We start from the raw sequence: 19034 nt of genomic DNA, 5'->3' as shown, positions 1-19034 counted from the left end.
GTAACCCAAATCGGTCATCAGACAGCCCTTCCCACAAAAACCGTGGCGAGGGGATTTATCCCCGCTGGGCTGCGTAGCAGCCCCCTTAAGGCTGGTTATAGTTGGCTGATGCTCCACAAAGCAGGTTTTGGGGCTGCTTCGCAGCCCAGCGGGGATAAATCCCCTCGCCACAGGGGTTGCTTCGCGACTTGAGTGCGCACTCAGGCCAGGGCGCACTCGGGAATGGCTGCGCGCTGGGTATGGGACGGCAGCTCCGCGAACAGTTCCTGGTACTCCGCCGCGAAGTGGCTCAGGTGATAAAAGCCCCACTGGGCAGCGGCATCGCCAATCGACAGATGCGACGCCTGGGTGGACATCAAGGTGCGGCGCACACCGTTCAGCCGGACCGAGCGCAGATAGTTCAGCGGCGTCGTCTCGGCCACCGCACGGAAGCTGTTCTGCACGGTACGCCGACTCACCTGCAGGCGCTGGCACAACTCATCCACGCTGGGCACGTTGTTCATTTCGGCAGTGGTCAGACGGTGGCATTTCTCGACAATGAAGCTACGGGTGGAGCTCGTGGTGCGTTGGTATTTGTCGCAGGCCGGATCGGTCATGAGCTGCAGCATCTCGCCGAGCATCGCCTGTTCCAGCTCCTGTTCCCACACATTGTCGAGCTCTTCGTTCACCAGAGCCTGGGAGAATATCGCCAGCAACCGCCGACGCGCCTGCGCGAAGTGCGGCGTGGAAACCCTGATCACCGGTTGACGCAGCAGCTGGCTGATGTCCTTCGCCGAGGCCGTTTGCGCCAGCGCCTGCTCGAACAACTCTCGCTCGAAGGTGATTGAAAGCAGCTCCATGCCCATCGGCATATGGAACATGAACTCCTCACCGCCGTGAAGAAAGAACAGGCTGCTGTCGTCCACGTCGCGCCCTTGCATCCGAATCGCGCCCGGGACGTTGATCGGCACCGCGAAACACATTTTGCCTCGAGGAGCCACGCCGTGCTGCACGACACGCTGGTTGATCTGCTCGCGAAAGACGTGGCAATGGGCAGTGGTCAGCTGCATGAGCGTACTTTCGGCCGAACCGGCGGTGAGCTGGTTGTAGTCCTGACTCCACTCCTGGACGGTAGCGGCATGGAGGTGGACGTCGCGAAAGTGGTTTATGTGAACATTTCTCATAATACGCGAAAGCCTCTCAAATATTATTGTTCTTATCCTGCCTTCTTGACCGATATTCGCACATTAAAGGGATTTCTAAAAATTCCATAGCAGAATATCACTCGCCACCTTCGGCGCAATTCACCCATGTGCCGATTCGGGCTACCGCTTGGGGAGGCGCGCTGGAGATGATCGGCACACTCCAATCGACATCCAGAGAGACCGTCATGAGTGAAGCCAAACTTGAATCCCTCCACTTCGCGGATGCCCCGCGGATTATTTCCAGCACCCTCCCCGGTCCCATGACCCGCGAAGCCCTGGCGTTGTCGGCGCGTACCGAGTCCATGGCCCGCGGCGGCGGACGCATGCCGGTGGCCATGGACCGGGCGTTCGGCGCGACCTTCAAGGATCCGGACGGCAACACCTACATCGACCTGTCCGCCGGCGTGGGCGTCAGCAGCGTGGGCCGCTGCCACCCGAAAGTGGTACAGGCCATCCGCGAACAGTCCGAAGTGTTGATGCACGCCCTGGAAGTCAACAGCACCCGACGCACCGAGCTGGCAGCCAAGATATCCGAGATCGCGCCCGATGGCTTGCGCGGCGATTGCACCACATTCTTTACCCAAAGCGGCAGCGATGCATTGGAGGCCGCGGTCAAGTTCGCCAAGCGCATCACCGGCCGGCACCAGATCATCGCCTTCCATGGAGGCTACCATGGCGTGTGGAACGCATCAGGCGCGCTGACGACAGGTACGGCCTACCGCAAGGGCTACGGCGCCATGATGGGCGGTGTCATTCACGCGCCCTACCCTTATGCCTACCGTTTCCCGTTCGATACCACCCACAAAAGCGCCGAGCAGATCGCCGGCGATTACGTGGACTACTTGCTGAACACTCCCTACACCGCCGCCGATGACGTCGCCGCCGTGATCGTCGAGCCCGTACAGGGCGAAGGCGGCTACGTGCCTCCCTCGCCTGAGTTCCTGCAGCTCTTGCGCAAGGCCTGCGACCGCAGCGGCGCGCTGCTGATCGTCGATGAAGTGCAATCCGGCGCCGGGCGGACAGGCAAGATGTGGGCAGTTGAACACTCGGGCGTCAAACCCGACATGCTCACGTTCGGCAAAGGCATCGGCAGCGACCTGCCCATGGCGGGCCTGATCATGCGCTCGGACCTGGCCGCTGCGATTCCTGACGGCTCGGTGCCCAACACCTTCGCTGCCAACTCGTTGTCCGCCGCCGTGGCGTTGACCAACATCAGCATCCTGCAGGATCCAGAGCTCGATCTGCTCAACCGTGCGCACACCCTGGGGCTGGAAGCGCAGGAACGTATCCGTGGCTTCAACAGCCCGTTCGTGGGTGAGGTGCGCGGCCGCGGCCTGATGATCGGCATCGAACTGGTTGAAGACCCGGCCACCAAGGCACCGCTGGAAGGCGCCAGGATCGGCCAACTCATGGGCTACCTGCTGAACCACGGCGTGCTGATGATCCCCTGCGGTCGCTACAGCAACGTGATGCGTGTCATGCCTTCGCTGACGATCTCGCGCTCGCTGTTCTTCAAGGCGCTGGACATCTTCGGCGACGCCCTGGCCTCGCTCAAGGCATGAAACGGGTCTACCTGACCACTGCACAACATTCATGGATCCAAACATGACACAGCATCTGAATCACTTCATCGAAGGCGGCTCCTTCGAGGCCTCCGACGGCCGTCGAACGAACCTCATCAACCCCGTGACGGAACAGGTCTACGGCAGCGCCGCGCGCGGTACGGCCGAGGACGTGAACCGCGCCGTGGCAGCGGCGCGCAAGCAGCTTGAAGGTGGCGCCTGGAGCCAGCTCGACGGAGCCCAGCGCAGCCGGCTGCTGCTGAAGCTGGCGGACCTGGTGGAACGCGACACCGGCTTGCTCGCCGACATGGACGCCGACGCCATCGGGCGCTCGCCGATCGAGCCGCGTCGCCTGGACATTCCCAACGTGCTCGCCAACTTGCGTGCCGCCGCCGGCTGGGCCAACCAGTTCGAAGGTCGCACCATCCCTTCCGGTGGCTACTTTGGCACCAAGACCCTCTCGTACACGGTACGCGAACCGGTGGGCGTGGTCGGGGCCATCGTGCCTTGGAATTCACCGCTGATGATCACGGTCTGGAAACTCGCCGCGTTGTTGGCGGCAGGTTGCACCGTGGTGATCAAACCGTCGGAAGAAACGCCGCAGTCAGCCCTGCACCTGGCGGCCCTGGCCCAGGAAGCGGGCTTTCCCGACGGTGTGATCAACGTGGTCACCGGTTACGGCAATGAAGTCGGCCGTGCCCTGTGCGAGCACCCGGATGTCGCCAAGATCAGCTTCACCGGCAGCCCCGAGGCCGGACGCGAGATCCAGCGCACTGCCGGTGTACTGTTCAAGCGCGTGGCACTGGAGCTGGGCGGCAAGAGCCCGCAGATTGTCTTCGATGACGCCTCCTTCGACGATGCGCTGTTTGGTTGTACCCTCGGCCTGTTCGCCAACCAGGGCCAGGTCTGTGCCGCCGGTTCGCGCATCCTGGTCCAGCGCAGCCTCGCAGAGCGTTTCGCCGCCGCGCTTGCCAATGCCGCGTGTGCCGTCAAGGTGGGTGACCCCCGGCAGCCCGACGTGCAGATGGGACCGGTGGCCAAGAAAGCGCAGTTCGATCGGGTCAACCGCTACATCCAACTGGGCATCGATCAAGGCGCTACGCTGCTGGCCGGTGGTGTATCGAACCCTGAGCAAGGTTGGTTCGTGCGGCCGACGATTTTCGCCAATGCCCGCAATGACATGGCGATCGCCCGGGACGAGATCTTCGGCCCGGTCGGCACGGTGATCGTCTTCGACACCGAAGATGAGGCTGTCGCGCTGGCCAACGATTCCAGCTATGGTCTCGCCGCCACGGTGTGGACGAGCGACCTGGTGCGAGCGCATCGCGTGGCCGCTGCGGTGAAGGCCGGTGCCGTAGGCATCAACTGCTGGAGCCCGCTGGACGCCAACCTGCCCTGGGGCGGCGTCAAGGACAGCGGCATTGGCCGTGAAGGAGGGTTCAGCGGCGCACTGGCCTACACCGAGGAGAAGGTCATTACCGTACTGCTACCGGCCTGAGAACAATATTGCACTGAGCGAACCACCCTCCAAACCCTGCAAGGTGCCGAGGGTGGTGGTTCAAAGTGCATTCCCGATGTCTTTGACGATTGATGAGGCGACTGCGATGAACACCACAAATCAAGAGATAATTGATCGGTATCCGACGTCCCTGCTGCTTCTGCACTGGGTACGCGCCGTGCTCGTAGCCGGCCTCCTCTGGGCAGGCTGGCACATGACCGGGATGAATGATGAAGTGGCAAGCAAGTACGAGCTCTATTACCCCTGGCACAAATCCTTCGGGGTGTTGACATTCATGGTGGTGCTGGTCCAGATCGCCCTGCGCTACATGACGCCCAGGTTGCCGAAGCCGCTGCACACGCTGACCGGGCCTGAACAGGTGATGTCAAACCTGGTGCAACGGGTCATGTATGGGCTGCTGGTGATCGTGCCGTTGATGGGTTACTCCATGTCGAGCACCTACACGATGAGTGACGGGGTGTTCTTCTTCGGGGTCAACCTCCCGGAGCTGCTCCCGAAAAATGATGATTGGTTCGTCGTGTTCCAGTGGCTGCACAAAGTACTCGCCTATTCCCTGCTCGTCCTGATACTGCTGCACATCGCCGGCGCTCTCAAGCATCGTTTCCTCGACCGGGATCCGCAAAAAGACGTTCTGCGTCGCATGCTTTGACTGCACGAGGGCGTGGGCGCAAGACGTCTACGCCCGCTTCATGCTGCCCCCTCTGAAGCAACCCCCTGATGGCATGACCCGCCGACAGTTCGACAGGGAGGGGTTTAGCTAGCGTTCATAAGCCGCCCGCAACTGTTCCTGCGTCAACGCATCCTCGAAGGGCACCGGAATGGATTTCACCGCACCGTAAAGGTTGCGATAACGCCGATAGTGTCCATGACTCGCCAACTGATAGCCACGCTCGACTACCCGTTGTCCATCCAGAACATAGCGCAAGGTTTCCTGGGCAGCCTGTGGCGGTGTCGGCAGCATCATGTCAGTGGCAAGCACGCGCATCGACTCATCGATGCATTCGTCGAGTACAGTCGTGACTTGAGAAAGCTCCAGGGTGCCGTCATCCACGCATTGTTTGCCGCAGCGTCGAATCGGCTGGCTGGTAACTTCAATGCGCATGCGATACAGCGCCGAACCGGCAATATCCTGGACTTGCACCTGATTGACCAGTACGAAACTGCCGCGATCCGGTGTGAGTATCAGTTTAGGCTCGATCAACAGACGTGCGCTGACCTGCCCTGCTCCCTGCTTGATACCGGCCGCCGCCGACGCTTGCTGAAAGCGTTGTTGCAAACGCTCCTGCAATGGCACCCCGGCCAACAAGTCGGCGAGCGGTCGTGACTCCTTGGCGGCGGTATTTTCCGCGTCACGTTGCAAGCTGCCGCTGCCCATCTGAGTATTGATCAGGCTGGCGACCAGCAAACCGGCGACCCCGGCAGAGTTACCAGAACTCGCAACCAGGGTATAACTCGCCGTCGCGGCATTCTGCGCGGCCGCGGCATCCACTACGGTACTGGCCCCTACAAATGCTTGAGGCAGTTGCACATCTACTTTGACCCCATGGGTCTGGACGTAGGCTACTGCCTCTTGCGACTTGAAACCGGTTTCCGGTGCCGGTTTCTGTGCACAGCCGGCCAGCGTCAGCAATGTCAGCGCACTGAACGCTATCAGCGAGCACCTCATTGTTCGAATGGGGTGATCATTTGCTGACGGCTGGTGTCCATGGCCTGGTAGAAGGCATTGGTCAGATTGGTGTAGGTCGGCTCGTCCCACTCGCCCTGAGCGGCTTGCACGACAGCGAAGGGTTTGAACCAGAGCAATTTGTTGTCGGCCAGATCGACCACCATCCCTTGCCCGCCCACTTGGGCCATGGGCACGCTGGTCGGCACGACACTGTAGTAGCTACGAGTGGCGCCCGTGCCGAGGATGTTCACCAACAACAGACGATCAACACCATAGGCCGCCTTGATTGGGGTCAGGTCGCGGGCCATGTAACCTTCGCGGAAACTGACTTCCTTATATATCTTCAGGTCCACTGGCTCATTGATTCGCTTGGCTTTGAAACCCTTGGCCTGCAACTTGGCAACAATGGCATCGGGCAAGGTGTTGAGGTCGCGCACTTGCCATTTTTCGACATTATCGCTGAGCTTGCTGTTGACACCTTTGTTGATTGCAAAATCCAGAATGCCTTGATTGCCGGTCAGCGCCAACACCGGTTCCGGCACCACGGTAATTGCCACACCGATCGTTGGCTCTTTGGCATCCCAGAATTGATTATCCAGCGGTACCGGGGGTTGAACGTGGGCGCAGCCGGTCAGTGTCAAGCAGGCGAACAGCGACAGTGCCGCAAGAGTGCGGAGTGTACGAAAAGACATGCATCAAGTCCCTATGATTAAAAACGATGCTGCCTGTGTCGGCAGCAATGGCCAGAACAATAGTGGCACAGTGATACATTTTTTTTCAACCACACGACCGATGCGAAAGGCTTTCCCGCGGCAGAAGCCTACCGCATTACCAAACCGCAATATGCGAATCTGCCCGGGGCTCGGTCCCTCCGCACAGCACACCACTGACCGGATCGCGGAGGATGATCTGCCCGCGCCCGTAGTCGGTCAGGTCGCTGCTGACCTGCACCTCATGACCGCGACGCGCCAGAGCATTGACCAGGTCCGGTGAGGCGCCGTGCTCGATGCCGACCTTCATCCCGCCCAGCCATTGCCAGCGCGGCGCGTCCAGGGCCGCCTGGGGATTCAGGTCGAAGTCCACCAGGTTCATGACCATCTGCACGTGTCCCTGGGGCTGCATGTAGCCGCCCATGACGCCGAAAGGACCAAGGGCCTGACCGTTCTGGGTGAGGAAGCCGGGGATGATGGTGTGGAAGGTCTTCTTGCCCGGCGCAAGGCAGTTGGCGTGTGTCGGGTCAAGGCTGAATTCCTGCCCGCGGTTCTGCAGGGCAATCCCACTGTGGGGCAATACCACACCGGAGCCAAAGCCGTGGTAGTTGCTCTGGATGAACGAAACCATGTTGCCTTCTTCGTCGGCGGTCGCCAGGTACACCGTGCCACTGGCGTGGGGATCGCCGGGCGCGGGCGGCAATGCCTGCTCGCCGATCTGTTCACGGCGCCGGGCACTGTATGCGTCACTCAGCAGGTCGGCCACCGCCACGCGCATGTGCCGTGGATCGGTAATGTAGTGCAGGCCGTCACTGTAGGCCAGCTTCATCGCTTCCAGTTGGCGGTGCCAGGTCTGCTGGCTGTCGCGGTGATCGAAGCTGAAGCCTTCGAGTATGTTCAGCGCCATCAAGGCCACCAGGCCCTGCCCGCTCGGCGGGATTTCCCAGACATCGATGCCTCGGTAACTGACGTGGATCGGCTCCACCCATTGGGCGCGATAATCCTTGAGGTCGGTACTGCGCAGGTAGCCGCCGGTGGCGCGGGAATGGCTATCCAGGCGCTCGGCCAGGGCACCGCGATAGAGACTTTCGCAACGGGTGGCGGCGAGTTCTTCGAGGGTGCGGGCCTGGGCGGGGTTGCGGAAGATCTCTCCTGCCCGCGGCGCGCGCCCTTCGATCAGGAAGGTATCGAACCACGCCTCCAGCACCGGGTCGCGATGGGGGGTGAACTCCTTCACGGCGATCTGCCATTGATGGGCAACCACCGGCGACACCGCAAAGCCACCCCGCGCCAGGCTGATCGCCGGTTGCAACAGATCGGCAAAGGGCAGCTTGCCGAAGCGTTGCGACAATTCGGCCCAGGCCGATGGGCAACCGGGCACCGTCACCGGCGTCCAGCCATAGAGCGGCATGCATTCATGGCCCGCCGCCTGCACCGCTTCGACGCTCAGAGACGCCGGCGCATGCCCGTTGCCGTTAAGGCCGTGCAACTGGCCCTTGCACCAGACCAAGGCAAAGGCATCACCGCCGATGCCGCAGCCGGTGGGCTCCACCACTGTCAGCGCCGCCGCCGTGGCAATGGCGGCGTCAATGGCGTTGCCGCCCTTTTGCATGATTTCGATACCTGCCTGTGCGGCCAGGGGTTGAGAGGCGGCGACCATGCCGCGACGGGCAAAGACGCTCTGGCGTTGCGACGGATACGGGTACTCGTGAGCAGAAAATTTCAACATGGCAGAATCTCTTCACAGACAAAATGAGTCAGAGCACGCGACTGAGAAAGGCCTGGGTACGCGGATGGCTGGGGTGGCTGAAAATCTGCTCCGGCGGACCTTGCTCGATGAGCTCGCCCTGGTCCAGGACCACCACACGGTCGGCCACCTCCCGGGCAAAGCCCATTTCGTGGGTCACCACCACCATGGTCATGCCCTCTTCCGCCAGTTCCTTCATCACCTGCAGCACCTCGCCCACGGTTTCCGGGTCGAGGGCACTGGTGGGCTCGTCGAATAGCATGGCCTGGGGCTTCATCGCCAACGCCCGGGCTATCGCCACGCGCTGTTGCTGTCCGCCAGAGAGCATGGAGGGGTAATGGCTGGCCTTGTCCGCCAGGCCGACCCGCGCCAGCAGGCTGCGGGCCTGTTCCAACGCGGTGGCGCGCGGTATCCCGAGGACCTGGATCGGCGCCTCGATGATGTTCTCCAGGGCGGTCATGTGGGGGAACAGGTTGAAGCGTTGGAACACCATGCCGATGTCCCGGCGCTGGCGAGCGATGTTGCGCTCCGAATCGCGCACCAGGCTGCCGTCGGCCCGTTCCCGGTAGCCCATGGCCTGGCCATTGACGCGGATGCGCCCGCCCTGAATGTCCTCCAGCAGATTGATGCAGCGGATGAAGGTGGTCTTGCCGGATCCGGAGGCGCCGATCAGCACCACCACTTCGCCACGGCGTACCTGCAGGGAAATACCCTTGAGGATCTGCAGATCACCGAAGGATTTGTGGACATCCAGCGCCTCGATGATCAGCTCTTCACTTTTGTGCGCCATGGTTAACGTTCCCTCAGCAGTTTCAAGGTGCTGCGGCCGAACATCCGCGTAGCGGCTGGCGGCGGCGAAGACGGACGGTCCGACTGACCGAAGCGGGCCTCCAGCCAGCGCTGGAAGAAGCCCCAGAGGGTGGTCAGCAGCAGGAAGTAGATCGCCACCACCAGGTACAGCTCGAACACTCGGAACGTCGCCGACGTCACCATTTGGGTGCTGAGCAGCAATTCCTGAACGCCGATCACGCTGACCAGGGTGGTGTTCTTGAGCATCACGTTGAACTCGTTGCCCAGCGGCGGCACGATGACCCGGAACGCCTGGGGCAGAATGATGCGGCGCATCAGCCTGGCGAAGGTCATGCCCAGGGACCGCCCGGCCTCGTACTGGCCCTTGTCGACCGCGCCGATGCCGGCGCGAATGATCTCGGCCATGTAGGCGCCTTCGTTCAGGCCCAGGGCGATGATCGCCGCCTGGATATTGCCGGGTATCACCAAGCCGAACAGATCGATGTCCTCGAAGCGGAAGATCCCGCCGGCGGCCAGTGCGGTGTAGAGAAAGACAATTTGCACCAGCAGCGGCGTGCCGCGCATCAGCCACACGTAAAAGCGCACCGGCAGGTGCAGCAACGGGTTCTTCGACAGCCGCAAGAGCGCCGCCGCCAGACCCAGGGCGCAGCCCAGCAACATCGCCAGCACGCTGATCAGGCAAGTCAGCCAGAGCCCGGTGAGATAGACCCCACTGGGCTGCAGCAAATACTGCCAGAACACATCCCAATTGAAATTCATCAACGCTTACCTCAATCGAGAGAGTCACCGGCGACATGCCATTTGTTGAGCAACTGGCTGTAGCTGCCGTCGCCGCGCATGTCGCTGATCACCTGCTGCACCGCGACGCTCAGTTGCGGATCGTCCTTGCGGATGCCGATGCCGGTGAGAATCCGACTGAAGGCCGGCACCCCTTCCTCGAACAAGTCGGGGGCCATGGCGGCGTAATAACCGGCGGTTTCCACGGTGGTGCCATAGGCATCGACCTGACTGATGCGCAGCGCCTGGAACGCATCGGTGTCGGTGTTATAGACCACCAGCTTCATCGCCGGTTTTCCGGCCTTGGTCAGCTTCTCATTCTCGGCATCGAGCAGGGTCTTGATGGTGGAGCCGTTGAGCACCGCCACCTTGCGCGCGGAAAGGTCCGGGAGCGTCTTGATGGCTTTGGGATTGCCCTTGGGCACCACCACCGCTTGGCTGGAGTACATGTAGTTGACGATATCGATCACCTCGCGGCGTTCGGGCTTGTCGAACAGCTGGTCGACGATCATGTCGCACTGTTTGGCCAGCAACGCGGGGAGCAACCCGGAAAACGGCACGACCCGCCATTCCACCTTCTTGTTGTCCAGTCGCCTGGCGATTTCCAGGCCCAGGTCGACGGTCAGTCCCTTGGGTTTCTGTGCCTCATCAAAAGACACCAGCGGCGGCGAGTCCATGCCCGAGCAATAGACGAGTTTGTCGGCCTTGATCAAGCGCTCCGGCACCACGGGGGCGGCGGACGCCCACTGTGCACAGAATCCCAAGGATATTGCGGCTATCAACACGCGAGGCTTATGCATGACCAGACACTCCAGTTCAGTGGGTAACGGGCAGTACTCAAAGTCAAAACACGGGCAGGCTCATGCCTGCTCTGTTTATTTTTTCGCTTGCAGGAACTCGATCAATTCAGGAATGGTGCCTTCGATGTGCGCGCGCACCACCGCCTCGGCCTTGTCGGCATCACCGGCGCGGATCGCGTCGAGGATCACCACGTGCTCCTGGCGCGCGCTCATGGGTTTCTCCACGTGCTGCAACCACAGGCGCATGGGCGCCTCCACCAGGGAATAAAGGGCACTGATCTGCTTCAGCAGCCGGGGGCGACCGCTGAGGCTGCACAGGTATTCATGAAAGGCCCGATGACGGCTGACCCATTCGGCGCTTTCGTCGCGGTAGTCGTCCATCTCGTCCAGCAGACGTTCCAGGGCAGCCAACTGGCGGTCGCCAATGCGCCCCACTGCGACCCGGATCGCCAGCCCTTCGAGGGCGCTGCGCATCTCGAACACTTCTTGCAGTTCGTCGATGTCCAGGCCGCTGACGACGGCTCCGCGATTGGGTCGGAGCGTGACCAGGCCCTGGGCATCCAGGCGCCGGAACGCCTCGCGCACCGGCATCCGGCTCATGCCGATTTCACTGGCGATGTCCTCGGCGATCAGCCGATCCCCCTTATGGAACCGGCCACCGCAGATGGCCTCCAGCAAAAAGTTGTAAGCCTCTTCCTCGGCGGTCACCGGGGGACGTTCAGTGTAAGACGGAGCAAATTGCATGGCCGCACCCCTTGTATTTTTGTATCCAATTATCCATGGATTCAAAAAATAGCAGGATGCGTGCCAAGACATCCGGCTCACGCACAAGTGATTGATTTAAAGGGATTGGGAATAGCCAGACAGGCTGGTTAGGTACTCAGCAATCACGGCGAGGCCGTGCTGGTGTGCTACTTATTGGCTCAGGGACGCCCATTAATGTGCAAAGAGGTAGCCCGGTAACATTGCCAGGTTATCCACCTCTGGCTCCTGTAATGCGGTTCATCGCTTTTCTTAAGTGAACAGCATTATCTGACCCTGGGGGTTTCCGAGGGTGACTCGCCGAACAACTCCCGGTAATGCGTCGCGAAGTGGCTCAGGTGAAAGAAGCCCATGGCCACGGCGATCTCGCCAACGTTCTGCGCGGTTGCCTGGGTAGTGATCAAGCGACGCCGCACGGCATTGAGCCGCAGGTTGCGCAGGTACTCGACCGGACGCATACCGGTCACGGCCTGAAAACTGTTCTGCAGGGTCCTGCGACTGACCCGTAGTTGCTCGCAAAGATCGAGGATGCTCAGGGATGTATCGCTGTCCCCTACCAGCTCCTGGCAGCGCTTGACCAGATAGGCGCTGACGGCAAAATTACCGCGCCGTCCCCGGACTTCGTCCGAGGCATGGCTGAACAGATCGAGGAAGGCATCGAGGAGGACGTCCTCCAGAACTTTTTCCGAGGCCGGAGTGATCGCGTCCGGCTGCTCCAGGAGTCGGCGAAACAGCGGATGAATCCTCTGCTGCACACGCAGCAGAACCGTCTCATCCACGCTGACCTGGGACACGTTTTTCAAGCGCTTGAGCTGCTCGTCCGGCAGCTCATAGGCCGCCAGCTTGGCGAAACGCACCATGTCGACGTTGATCGCGAAGAACCGCGTCCCTTCCGGGGCGTGCAGGACAAAGTCTTCTCCGTCGCGCAGCAGCACGACGTTGTGAGCATCGACCTGATGCCCCTGGACCACCGGCGCGCTGCCCAGGGACATGGCAATGCACAGGCGTCCCTTTGGCGCGCAGCCGCGCTGCACCACACGCTTATCCAGCACTTCCTGGAAGATCTGGAAACGCTCGGCGCAAATCTGCTGCAGCTCGCTGGACAGGCATCCGCGCCCGAGCTGGTCATAGACCTGCTGCCAGCCCAGGATCGAGCCGGCATGCTGTTGAGGATCATTGAAGGTACGGACTTCGGCGAGCATGATCAGTGTTCCTCGAGGGTCGGTCTTTGATTGACCGACCGTGCGTAAGGTGCTCGATCGTCCATGACAGCGGCAGGGTTTACGGAGCGCCAGCGCCCGCCCGGAAAGCCATAGCCAGTTCCGTGCCAAGCATGTGCAAACGGTATTGCGCGGGCTGGATGTCCATGGGCGGCAGCAACGCCCCCGACAATACGACCTGCCCCGCCTCGAGGCGCTGCCCATCCGCCAGCAATCGCCGGATCAGCCAACAGAGATTGACCTGTGGCGTATCCTCCCGCGCTTGGGTGTCACCGTTACCGCAGTCCACCCCATCCCGTTCCAGGCAATAGCTCACGTGGGGTAACTGGCCCGGCTCGAGTTCAATACGCGGGCCCACGCAATACCGCCCCGCCGCCGCGTTGTCGGCCAGGAACGCCCCGACGCCGAAGCTCCAGCCCTGCCATCGACAATCGGCGATCTCGAAGGCCGGGGCGACTGCGGACACGCACGCCAGGATCGCCTCGTCACTGTGCTCACCCGGCGCCAGGGTCCGTCCCAGGAAGCATGCCATTTCGATCTCCAGCTTGGGCTGGATCAGGCTCGCCAGGTCTACCGAACCGCCGGGCTCGACGGCCATGGCGTCGGTCAGCGCACCCAGCACCGGTTCTTCGATACCCATCCGCTTCTGCGCCGCGCCCCCGGCGAAGGCCACCTTCCATCCGCTCAACTGCTCGCCTCGGGCCTGACGCTGGCGCAACGCCTCGCGCTGCAGGACGTAGCCGGTCGACAAGTCAAAGGCCTGGGGGGCCAATGGCGGTAGCGCCCGCGCCGTCAACGTCGCCTGATGAAGCTGGCCCGGCAGTTCATCCCATGGCTTCATGACAGCTGCTCCGCGAGTTTGCGCAGTACGCCTTCCAGCCTCTCGGGCGTGGTAATCGCGGCAACGAAACGGTCTGGCCGCACCACCACGACGCAGTCCCGCACCTTGGCAAACCACTCTCCCAAGCGGTTATCGACGTCTTCGACGCAGATCGCCTGGCTCGCGGACAACGGCTGGTTACGCCCCTTGCCGCTTCGGGAACGGTTGACCTGAATGAAGCGGGTGTTCCAGCGCGCCCAGTAGGCACGGGTCTCTTCGCTGAGCGGCTCGTTCGGATTGACCCGATAACCCAGCACGGCATATGAAGTTCCCAGCACCTCGTCCAAGCGCCGACGCTGGCCTTGCTCATCTTCGACGGTCGGCTGGATGAACAACTGCCCCACCAGGTCATCCTCGTGCAGCTCCGCCCGTTCGTGATGCACCAGGCCTTTGGTAATGGTCGCCTTGGGTTTGAACTTGAACTCCAGCAGGTGCGAGCGCAGATTGTCGACACTGTTGACGGCCTGGAACAGCCAGTCCCGCACACCCGCCATCAGCGGATTGGTCAGCCCCAATACGGCGCCCATGTTATCGGCCAAGGCAATGAGGTCGGTGGCGTGCCCACGTCGCTCCTGGTCGTAACTGGCAAGTATCGATGCCGACGCACGCCCCTGGATGATGGCGGCGATTTTCCAGGCGATGTTCACCACGTCCCGCAGACCCGAATTGAGCCCCTGCCCGGCCCACGGCGGGGAAATGTGCGCCGCATCGCCCACCAAGGCCACGCGCCCTTCGACAAACCGCGCCGCGACCCGGGAGTTATGGGTGTAGGCGCGTATGCGGATGATCTCCAGTTCATCCGCGGCATTGCCGATGTGCCCGCGGATCAAGCCACGGATGGTCGCTTCCTCGCACATCGTGTTTTCATCTTCGCCCTCCAGCAGCATGAACTCCCAGCGGCGCTGCTGGTACGGCAGGTAGATGCAGACGAAGGGCCGTTGAGGATCGGCGTGCAAGGCCGTATAGGGTGCATCCAGGGTATCGTTGGCCGTGTCGACCACCACCCATTTGCGCGGATGGGTCAGGCCCAGCAGCTCGATGCCGAGCTTCTTGCGCACGCTGGAACGGCCGCCATCGGCGCCAATCACGTATTGCGCCTGCAACTGGTACAACTCGCCCTGGGCGTCGCGCACCTGCAACGTCACCCCTTGCCCGTCCTGCTCCAGGTCGAGCATCTCATGCCCCTGGCGCAGCTCGACACCAGGATGCCGGCCCAGTTGTTCGCGTAACGTCCCTTCCAGCAACTGCTGCATGAAAATATTGCGCATCGGCCAGCCATAGTGGGCGGTGCTCGGTTTGACTTCGGCAAAGCACACGCCGCGGGCGTTGTAGTAACGCAGGGGCACGTTGCAGATCATGTCCCGGCTGGCCAGCTCAGCGATGTCGATGCCCTGCAACACCCGCAACGCTTCATCATCCATGCCCACCGCGCGGGGGTACGGCAGGATCCCGTCCGCCAGTTCGAGGACGACGCAATCGATACCGTACAGGCCCATGTAATGCGCGGCGGTGATCCCGTTCGGGCCACCGCCCACGATGACCACCTGGGTTTTGTCCTGCTTCATCACGCTTCACCGCTTCGTTGTTGTGGTTGTAGGTGCTGGCCGTGCAAGTAATCCCTGACGACACGGTTGAAGGTTTTCCCCTGGTCATCATGGACGTAGTGACTGGCATCGGCGACTTCCGTGGTGTGCACCAGCGGATTGGCGGTCTTCATGGCTTCCAGGGTTGCCGCCGGAAGAAAGTCGGAACGCCCGCCACGGATGAACAGCGTCGGGCAATCCAGCGCCCGCACCGCCGGCCACAGGTCGGTCGGCGTGATACTCAGGCGTGCCAGGGCAATGCCTTGCTGGTCGTGACGCCATTCGATGCCTTTGAGGGTTTCCTTCATGGAATACGTCAACCTGGACGCCAGCGCCTGCTGGGACAACCCCGGACGCGCCTGCAGCCAGAATTGAGCGGCACTTTCCCAGTCAGGAAAACACAGGGGCGTTTCGCTCATTTCCCGGCGAATGCGCTCGGCGCCATCGCCGCTGATGGAGGAACCGGGCCCGATATCCTCGATCACCAGCGCCTGGAGCCGCCCGGGATTGAGCCGTGCATACTCCAGCGCATTGGTACCCCCGAGGGAGTGGCCCAGCAGGACGAATCGCTGCAACCCCAGGTGCGCAACCAGGTCTTCCAGATCGCTGACATAGGCCTCGGTCCGGTAGGTGTCGGCGGGCGCCCAGTCGCTGTGCCCTCGGCCACGCTGGTCCAGGGCATAGCAACAATAGGGCGCACCCAAGGCATCGGCCAGGGATTGCCAGGTCTGGGCGTAGGATCGCAGCCCATGGAGCAGCACCACCGGGATGCCTGACGGGCTGCCCCAGGACAGATAGTGCAGGCGCATCCCCGTCCGATTGCTGAAGAAATGGCTGTTTGCGGACATTCGTTCGGTTCCCACGATCAACGCCCCTTAATACAAGCCGTCGTTGCCCTTGACGTCCGCGGCTTGCAGGCCGCCCAGACGCGCGTGCAAACGCCCACGGGTGGCGAACGCCCAGATGATGACCAGTTCGTCAGCAGAGGGGCCGTCGCCAAATGAAAGCGAAATGCTGTCGTAGTGCGAACGCACGTACAGCGCATCCTTGTGAGCCAGCGGCACGTCGATGGTCACGCCAGGGCCGCCACGCTTGCCGGTGGACGGTACCCAGGACTTGCCGCCGCCCAGGGCGACACGAATCGGATCCGCCGCCGGATTGGTCAACAGCGCATTGCCATGCTCATACTCGCCCTGGCTGCCGACCAGGCACGCCTTGCCATAGCTGACGATCTCGTGCTCGCCCGCCAGTGCCTGGATGCGCCGACCGAACTCCTGGCCCAGCAAGGGCGACGGCTCGATCAACTCGGCCAGGCTTTCGCTGAAGCGCCCGGCATAGGGATTGGCGATCACGGCGCCAATGGCATATTTGAACAAGGGCTCGCCATCGGCCAGTTGGCCACTTTCGTTGGCCAGGGTTTCTTCGACGAAGCTGTACCATTTACGGATGTGGTAAGTAGCAAAATTCGCGGTTTTCATGGCTCGGTGCTCTTTCAAAGTGGATCGAGATCAAACTTGCGACTGGGTGCTCCGGCGGCCCTGAAACGGGCCTTGCCGCGCTCATCGTCATGTTCAGTCTCGAGGAAGAATTCCATGCGGTTGCCGTCGGGGTCGTTGAAGTACACGCCATTGCCGATTTCGTGATCGGTGATTTTCACCACTTCGATCCCCTTGCTGAGCAACATGCCGTACAGCTGGCGCAGCGTAGTCAAGTCACCTGCGATTTCCAGCCCGTAGTGCTGCAATCCCAGGCCACCCTGATGGGCCCCCGGCTCGGCGCGGAGTAACGCGATGTCGTGGTGCTTGGCACCGAACGCCATCATGATCCAGCTCTCCCCCCGGGCACTTTCGTGCATGCCCAGCACATCGGCGTACCAGCGTGCCGACGTTTCCGGGTCGCGAACGAACAGCGACAGGTGAGTACGAACGACCTCGACTTTCATCGCGCGATACCTCAGTTCTTCTTGATGATGGATTGGTGCCCGGACTTGATCTGCGCCACCGCCGGCGTCCAGAGCACATCAGCGATCTCACTGAACTCACGCCACTGCTTCTGCCAGCCGTCACCGCCGTTCTCGGAAGTGAACAGGTGCCCGTACTTGGTGCCGGCGACGATCTGGCGCGGATCAGCCGGGTTGCAGGCAATCGCCCAGACGCACGAATTGGGTTGCTGCGGCAGTGGCAACACCTCCCAACTGACCGCCGCATCGCGGGAGACGAGCACTTTGCTGGTGGTGCCGGGCGTGCCGTCGGAAATGCTCAGGTAGAGCGTGTTCTCGCTGCCCAACGGTGCGTTCATGGCCCGCACGTAGTACAAGCCGAAAGTTTCGCGGGCAATGATCCCGGTCCAGGTCTGTCCTTCATCGAGGCTGCGGTAGACCGCGTTGACGCACACCACCACGATGACTTTCTGGCCATGGTTGGGCAGCACCAGGATGTTGTGGACATCCGAGTTGAAGTCCCACAGCAGTCGGTCGTCGACGCGGGTCCAACTGTCTCCGCCATCGTGGCTGTGGAACAGGCCACCCTCTTCCAGGCCGAACCAGAGCTGGTTGCGATCCGTGGGGTCATAGGCGAAAGCCAGCAAGCGTGGTCGACTGACACCCTCGCAGAACTCCGGAATTTCCACCGGGGCACGGTCCCAGCTCCGGCCACCGTCGAGGGTGCGCCAGAGCACGGCTCGGGAAGGAGCGCCCGTACCGACGAAGATGCGCTGGGCATCCGCCGGATCCACGGCCACCTTCCACACGGTCTGGCCGTTGAACGGCGAGTCCACCTGCTGCCAGTGACCTCCGGTGTCGTGGCTGACGCACAGGCCGACGTCGGTGCCGGCATAGATCACTTCAGGCGTGCCAGGGTGGACACTCAGGGATCGGGTGATTGCATCGAACTCAAGGTCCTGCCCCAGGCCCAGGCGGTGCCAGGTGCGGCCGTCGTCGGCACTGCGGATCACCGCCTGCCCGACGGTGGCGACCAAAAGGGTTCCGTTACTCATTGCTGCTGCTCCTCAAATGAAGATGCCACGTGTCAGGCCGCCATCGATGCCGATGGATTCGCCCGTCACCGCGCCGGCCTTGGGCGATGCCAGGAAGCCGATCAGCCATCCCATTTCGATGGGCGCGAGGGTGCGTCGGATCGGCGTCGCGTCGATGTAGCCCTGCTCGACCTGCCCCGGTGTCTTGCCCTGCTTGATCCCTTCGCGTTCGTACAGCTCCTGGATGTGCGGGGTGTCCACCACGCCGGGGTGGATAAGGTTGACGGTGATGCCGGCTGGGCCGAGCTGGTCGGAGAGCGTCTTGGTCATGTGGGCAATGGCCAGGTTGCGCATCCCCGAGAGGACCTTGCTGCCGCGACCGGTCAGGCCGCCGATGTTGATGATGCGACCGAAGCCGCCCGCCTTCATGTGCGGGGTCACGGCCTTGGCACACCGGAAATAGCCGATGACCTTGGTGTTGAGGTCCGAGAGCAGTTCATCGTCGCCCGCGTGCTCGATGTCATTGCGCACCACGCCGGACGGCGCCGCGGCACCGTTGACCAGGATGTCGATGCGGCCGAAGTGCTTGTGGGCGGCGTGCACCATGTCGGACACGGCCGACATCTGGTTGGTGTCACAGAACAGCGGCAGCACTTCGTTGCCGGTCTCTGCGGTGATTTCTTCAGCGGCCTGTTCGAGATACTCCATGCGCCGCGCGCAGATCACCACCTTGCAACCTTCCTGGGACAGAAAGCGTGCGACTTCCTTGCCGATGCCCATGCCACCGCCGGTGACGATGGCCACGCGGCCTTGTAATTCCAGATCCATAGCAGTTCCTCTT

19 protein-coding genes are annotated in these 19034 nt (G+C 62.1%); 3 read left to right on the top strand and 16 right to left on the bottom strand.

Annotation, left to right across the window (positions count from 1 at the left end):
• Positions 1–200 precede the first annotated feature (200 nt).
• Entirely contained in the window at positions 201–1163 is a 963-nt protein-coding gene (locus QZH45_RS15365; protein WP_024777279.1) for a helix-turn-helix domain-containing protein, read from the bottom strand.
• A 206-nt stretch (positions 1164–1369) separates the two neighbouring features.
• Here QZH45_RS15365 and QZH45_RS15360 point away from each other — a divergent pair, with 206 nt between their 5' ends.
• The 3 genes from QZH45_RS15360 (at position 1370) to QZH45_RS15350 (ending at position 4914) form a co-directional block, all read left to right on the top strand.
• Positions 1370–2746, top strand: a complete 1377-nt coding sequence (locus QZH45_RS15360; RefSeq protein WP_053193917.1) for an aspartate aminotransferase family protein — start codon at positions 1370–1372, stop codon at positions 2744–2746.
• Between the two features lie 43 nt (positions 2747–2789).
• Positions 2790–4244: an aldehyde dehydrogenase family protein gene (locus tag QZH45_RS15355; RefSeq protein ID WP_055136133.1), complete on the top strand. Its 1455-nt coding sequence runs from the start codon at positions 2790–2792 to the stop codon at positions 4242–4244.
• A gap of 106 nt (positions 4245–4350) precedes the next feature.
• Positions 4351–4914 carry a cytochrome b gene (locus QZH45_RS15350; protein ID WP_055136132.1) on the top strand — a complete coding sequence of 188 codons (564 nt, stop codon included), beginning with the start codon at positions 4351–4353 and terminating at the stop codon, positions 4912–4914.
• 108 nt (positions 4915–5022) lie between these two features.
• Here QZH45_RS15350 and QZH45_RS15345 read toward each other — a convergent pair whose 3' ends face one another.
• The 15 genes from QZH45_RS15345 to QZH45_RS15275 all read right to left on the bottom strand — a co-directional run bounded on the left by QZH45_RS15345 (position 5023) and on the right by QZH45_RS15275 (position 19021).
• Positions 5023–5931: a hypothetical protein gene (locus QZH45_RS15345; protein ID WP_055136131.1), complete on the bottom strand. Its 909-nt coding sequence runs from the start codon at positions 5929–5931 to the stop codon at positions 5023–5025.
• The gene (locus QZH45_RS15340) at positions 5928–6623 is read right to left on the bottom strand and encodes a hypothetical protein (protein ID WP_024777284.1); all 696 of its coding nucleotides are present in this window, start codon (positions 6621–6623) and stop codon (positions 5928–5930) included. The genes QZH45_RS15345 and QZH45_RS15340 overlap by 4 nt, the downstream gene beginning before the upstream one ends.
• 136 nt (positions 6624–6759) lie before the next feature.
• A complete protein-coding gene (locus QZH45_RS15335; RefSeq protein WP_055136130.1) occupies positions 6760–8370 on the bottom strand; it encodes a gamma-glutamyltransferase family protein in 1611 nt (536 codons plus the stop codon).
• 28 nt (positions 8371–8398) lie between these two features.
• Positions 8399–9178: an amino acid ABC transporter ATP-binding protein gene (locus tag QZH45_RS15330; RefSeq protein ID WP_053193906.1), complete on the bottom strand. Its 780-nt coding sequence runs from the start codon at positions 9176–9178 to the stop codon at positions 8399–8401.
• Between the two features lie 2 nt (positions 9179–9180).
• Positions 9181–9957: an amino acid ABC transporter permease gene (locus tag QZH45_RS15325; RefSeq protein WP_024777287.1), complete on the bottom strand. Its 777-nt coding sequence runs from the start codon at positions 9955–9957 to the stop codon at positions 9181–9183.
• Positions 9958–9968: 11 nt separating this feature from the next.
• Positions 9969–10775, bottom strand: a complete 807-nt coding sequence (locus QZH45_RS15320; protein ID WP_055136129.1) for an ABC transporter substrate-binding protein — start codon at positions 10773–10775, stop codon at positions 9969–9971.
• A gap of 75 nt (positions 10776–10850) precedes the next feature.
• Positions 10851–11519, bottom strand: a complete 669-nt coding sequence (locus QZH45_RS15315; protein ID WP_047703033.1) for a GntR family transcriptional regulator — start codon at positions 11517–11519, stop codon at positions 10851–10853.
• 284 nt (positions 11520–11803) lie between these two features.
• Positions 11804–12739, bottom strand: a complete 936-nt coding sequence (locus QZH45_RS15310; protein WP_024777290.1) for a helix-turn-helix domain-containing protein — start codon at positions 12737–12739, stop codon at positions 11804–11806.
• Between the two features lie 79 nt (positions 12740–12818).
• The gene (locus QZH45_RS15305; RefSeq protein ID WP_053193901.1) at positions 12819–13598 is read right to left on the bottom strand and encodes a 2-keto-4-pentenoate hydratase; all 780 of its coding nucleotides are present in this window, start codon (positions 13596–13598) and stop codon (positions 12819–12821) included.
• A complete protein-coding gene (locus QZH45_RS15300; RefSeq protein WP_024777292.1) occupies positions 13595–15202 on the bottom strand; it encodes a bifunctional 3-(3-hydroxy-phenyl)propionate/3-hydroxycinnamic acid hydroxylase in 1608 nt (535 codons plus the stop codon). The genes QZH45_RS15305 and QZH45_RS15300 overlap by 4 nt, the downstream gene beginning before the upstream one ends.
• Positions 15202–16068, bottom strand: a complete 867-nt coding sequence (locus QZH45_RS15295; RefSeq protein ID WP_069018214.1) for an alpha/beta fold hydrolase — start codon at positions 16066–16068, stop codon at positions 15202–15204. Before QZH45_RS15295 ends, QZH45_RS15300 begins: the two co-directional genes overlap by 1 nt.
• A gap of 27 nt (positions 16069–16095) precedes the next feature.
• The gene (locus QZH45_RS15290; RefSeq protein ID WP_024777294.1) at positions 16096–16698 is read right to left on the bottom strand and encodes an amino acid synthesis family protein; all 603 of its coding nucleotides are present in this window, start codon (positions 16696–16698) and stop codon (positions 16096–16098) included.
• A 14-nt stretch (positions 16699–16712) separates the two neighbouring features.
• Positions 16713–17162, bottom strand: a complete 450-nt coding sequence (locus QZH45_RS15285; RefSeq protein WP_024777295.1) for a VOC family protein — start codon at positions 17160–17162, stop codon at positions 16713–16715.
• 11 nt (positions 17163–17173) lie between these two features.
• A complete protein-coding gene (locus tag QZH45_RS15280) occupies positions 17174–18214 on the bottom strand; it encodes a YCF48-related protein (protein ID WP_024777296.1) in 1041 nt (346 codons plus the stop codon).
• Positions 18215–18226: 12 nt separating this feature from the next.
• Positions 18227–19021, bottom strand: a complete 795-nt coding sequence (locus QZH45_RS15275) for an SDR family NAD(P)-dependent oxidoreductase (protein ID WP_024777297.1) — start codon at positions 19019–19021, stop codon at positions 18227–18229.
• Between the last annotated feature and the right edge of the window lie 13 nt (positions 19022–19034).

The sequence above is a fragment of the Pseudomonas corrugata genome (assembly GCF_050920615.1).
Lineage (GTDB): Bacteria > Pseudomonadota > Gammaproteobacteria > Pseudomonadales > Pseudomonadaceae > Aquipseudomonas > Aquipseudomonas corrugata.
Note: the sequence above shows the minus strand (reverse complement) of the source record. Positions and strands in the feature narration are given on the sequence as shown.

Coding starts and splice junctions, on each gene's coding strand:
- QZH45_RS15345 (WP_055136131.1), bottom strand. CDS start 5,931: ATGAGGTGCTCGCTGATAGCGTTCAGTGCGCTGACATTGCTGACGCTG.
- QZH45_RS15300 (WP_024777292.1), bottom strand. CDS start 15,202: ATGAAGCAGGACAAAACCCAGGTGGTCATCGTGGGCGGTGGCCCGAAC.
- QZH45_RS15305 (WP_053193901.1), bottom strand. CDS start 13,598: ATGAAGCCATGGGATGAACTGCCGGGCCAGCTTCATCAGGCGACGTTG.
- QZH45_RS15290 (WP_024777294.1), bottom strand. CDS start 16,698: ATGAAAACCGCGAATTTTGCTACTTACCACATCCGTAAATGGTACAGC.
- QZH45_RS15335 (WP_055136130.1), bottom strand. CDS start 8,370: ATGTTGAAATTTTCTGCTCACGAGTACCCGTATCCGTCGCAACGCCAG.
- QZH45_RS15295 (WP_069018214.1), bottom strand. CDS start 16,068: ATGTCCGCAAACAGCCATTTCTTCAGCAATCGGACGGGGATGCGCCTG.
- QZH45_RS15330 (WP_053193906.1), bottom strand. CDS start 9,178: ATGGCGCACAAAAGTGAAGAGCTGATCATCGAGGCGCTGGATGTCCAC.
- QZH45_RS15365 (WP_024777279.1), bottom strand. CDS start 1,163: ATGAGAAATGTTCACATAAACCACTTTCGCGACGTCCACCTCCATGCC.
- QZH45_RS15310 (WP_024777290.1), bottom strand. CDS start 12,739: ATGCTCGCCGAAGTCCGTACCTTCAATGATCCTCAACAGCATGCCGGC.
- QZH45_RS15355 (WP_055136133.1), top strand. CDS start 2,790: ATGACACAGCATCTGAATCACTTCATCGAAGGCGGCTCCTTCGAGGCC.
- QZH45_RS15360 (WP_053193917.1), top strand. CDS start 1,370: ATGAGTGAAGCCAAACTTGAATCCCTCCACTTCGCGGATGCCCCGCGG.
- QZH45_RS15315 (WP_047703033.1), bottom strand. CDS start 11,519: ATGCAATTTGCTCCGTCTTACACTGAACGTCCCCCGGTGACCGCCGAG.
- QZH45_RS15275 (WP_024777297.1), bottom strand. CDS start 19,021: ATGGATCTGGAATTACAAGGCCGCGTGGCCATCGTCACCGGCGGTGGC.
- QZH45_RS15340 (WP_024777284.1), bottom strand. CDS start 6,623: ATGTCTTTTCGTACACTCCGCACTCTTGCGGCACTGTCGCTGTTCGCC.
- QZH45_RS15280 (WP_024777296.1), bottom strand. CDS start 18,214: ATGAGTAACGGAACCCTTTTGGTCGCCACCGTCGGGCAGGCGGTGATC.
- QZH45_RS15325 (WP_024777287.1), bottom strand. CDS start 9,957: ATGAATTTCAATTGGGATGTGTTCTGGCAGTATTTGCTGCAGCCCAGT.
- QZH45_RS15320 (WP_055136129.1), bottom strand. CDS start 10,775: ATGCATAAGCCTCGCGTGTTGATAGCCGCAATATCCTTGGGATTCTGT.
- QZH45_RS15350 (WP_055136132.1), top strand. CDS start 4,351: ATGAACACCACAAATCAAGAGATAATTGATCGGTATCCGACGTCCCTG.
- QZH45_RS15285 (WP_024777295.1), bottom strand. CDS start 17,162: ATGAAAGTCGAGGTCGTTCGTACTCACCTGTCGCTGTTCGTTCGCGAC.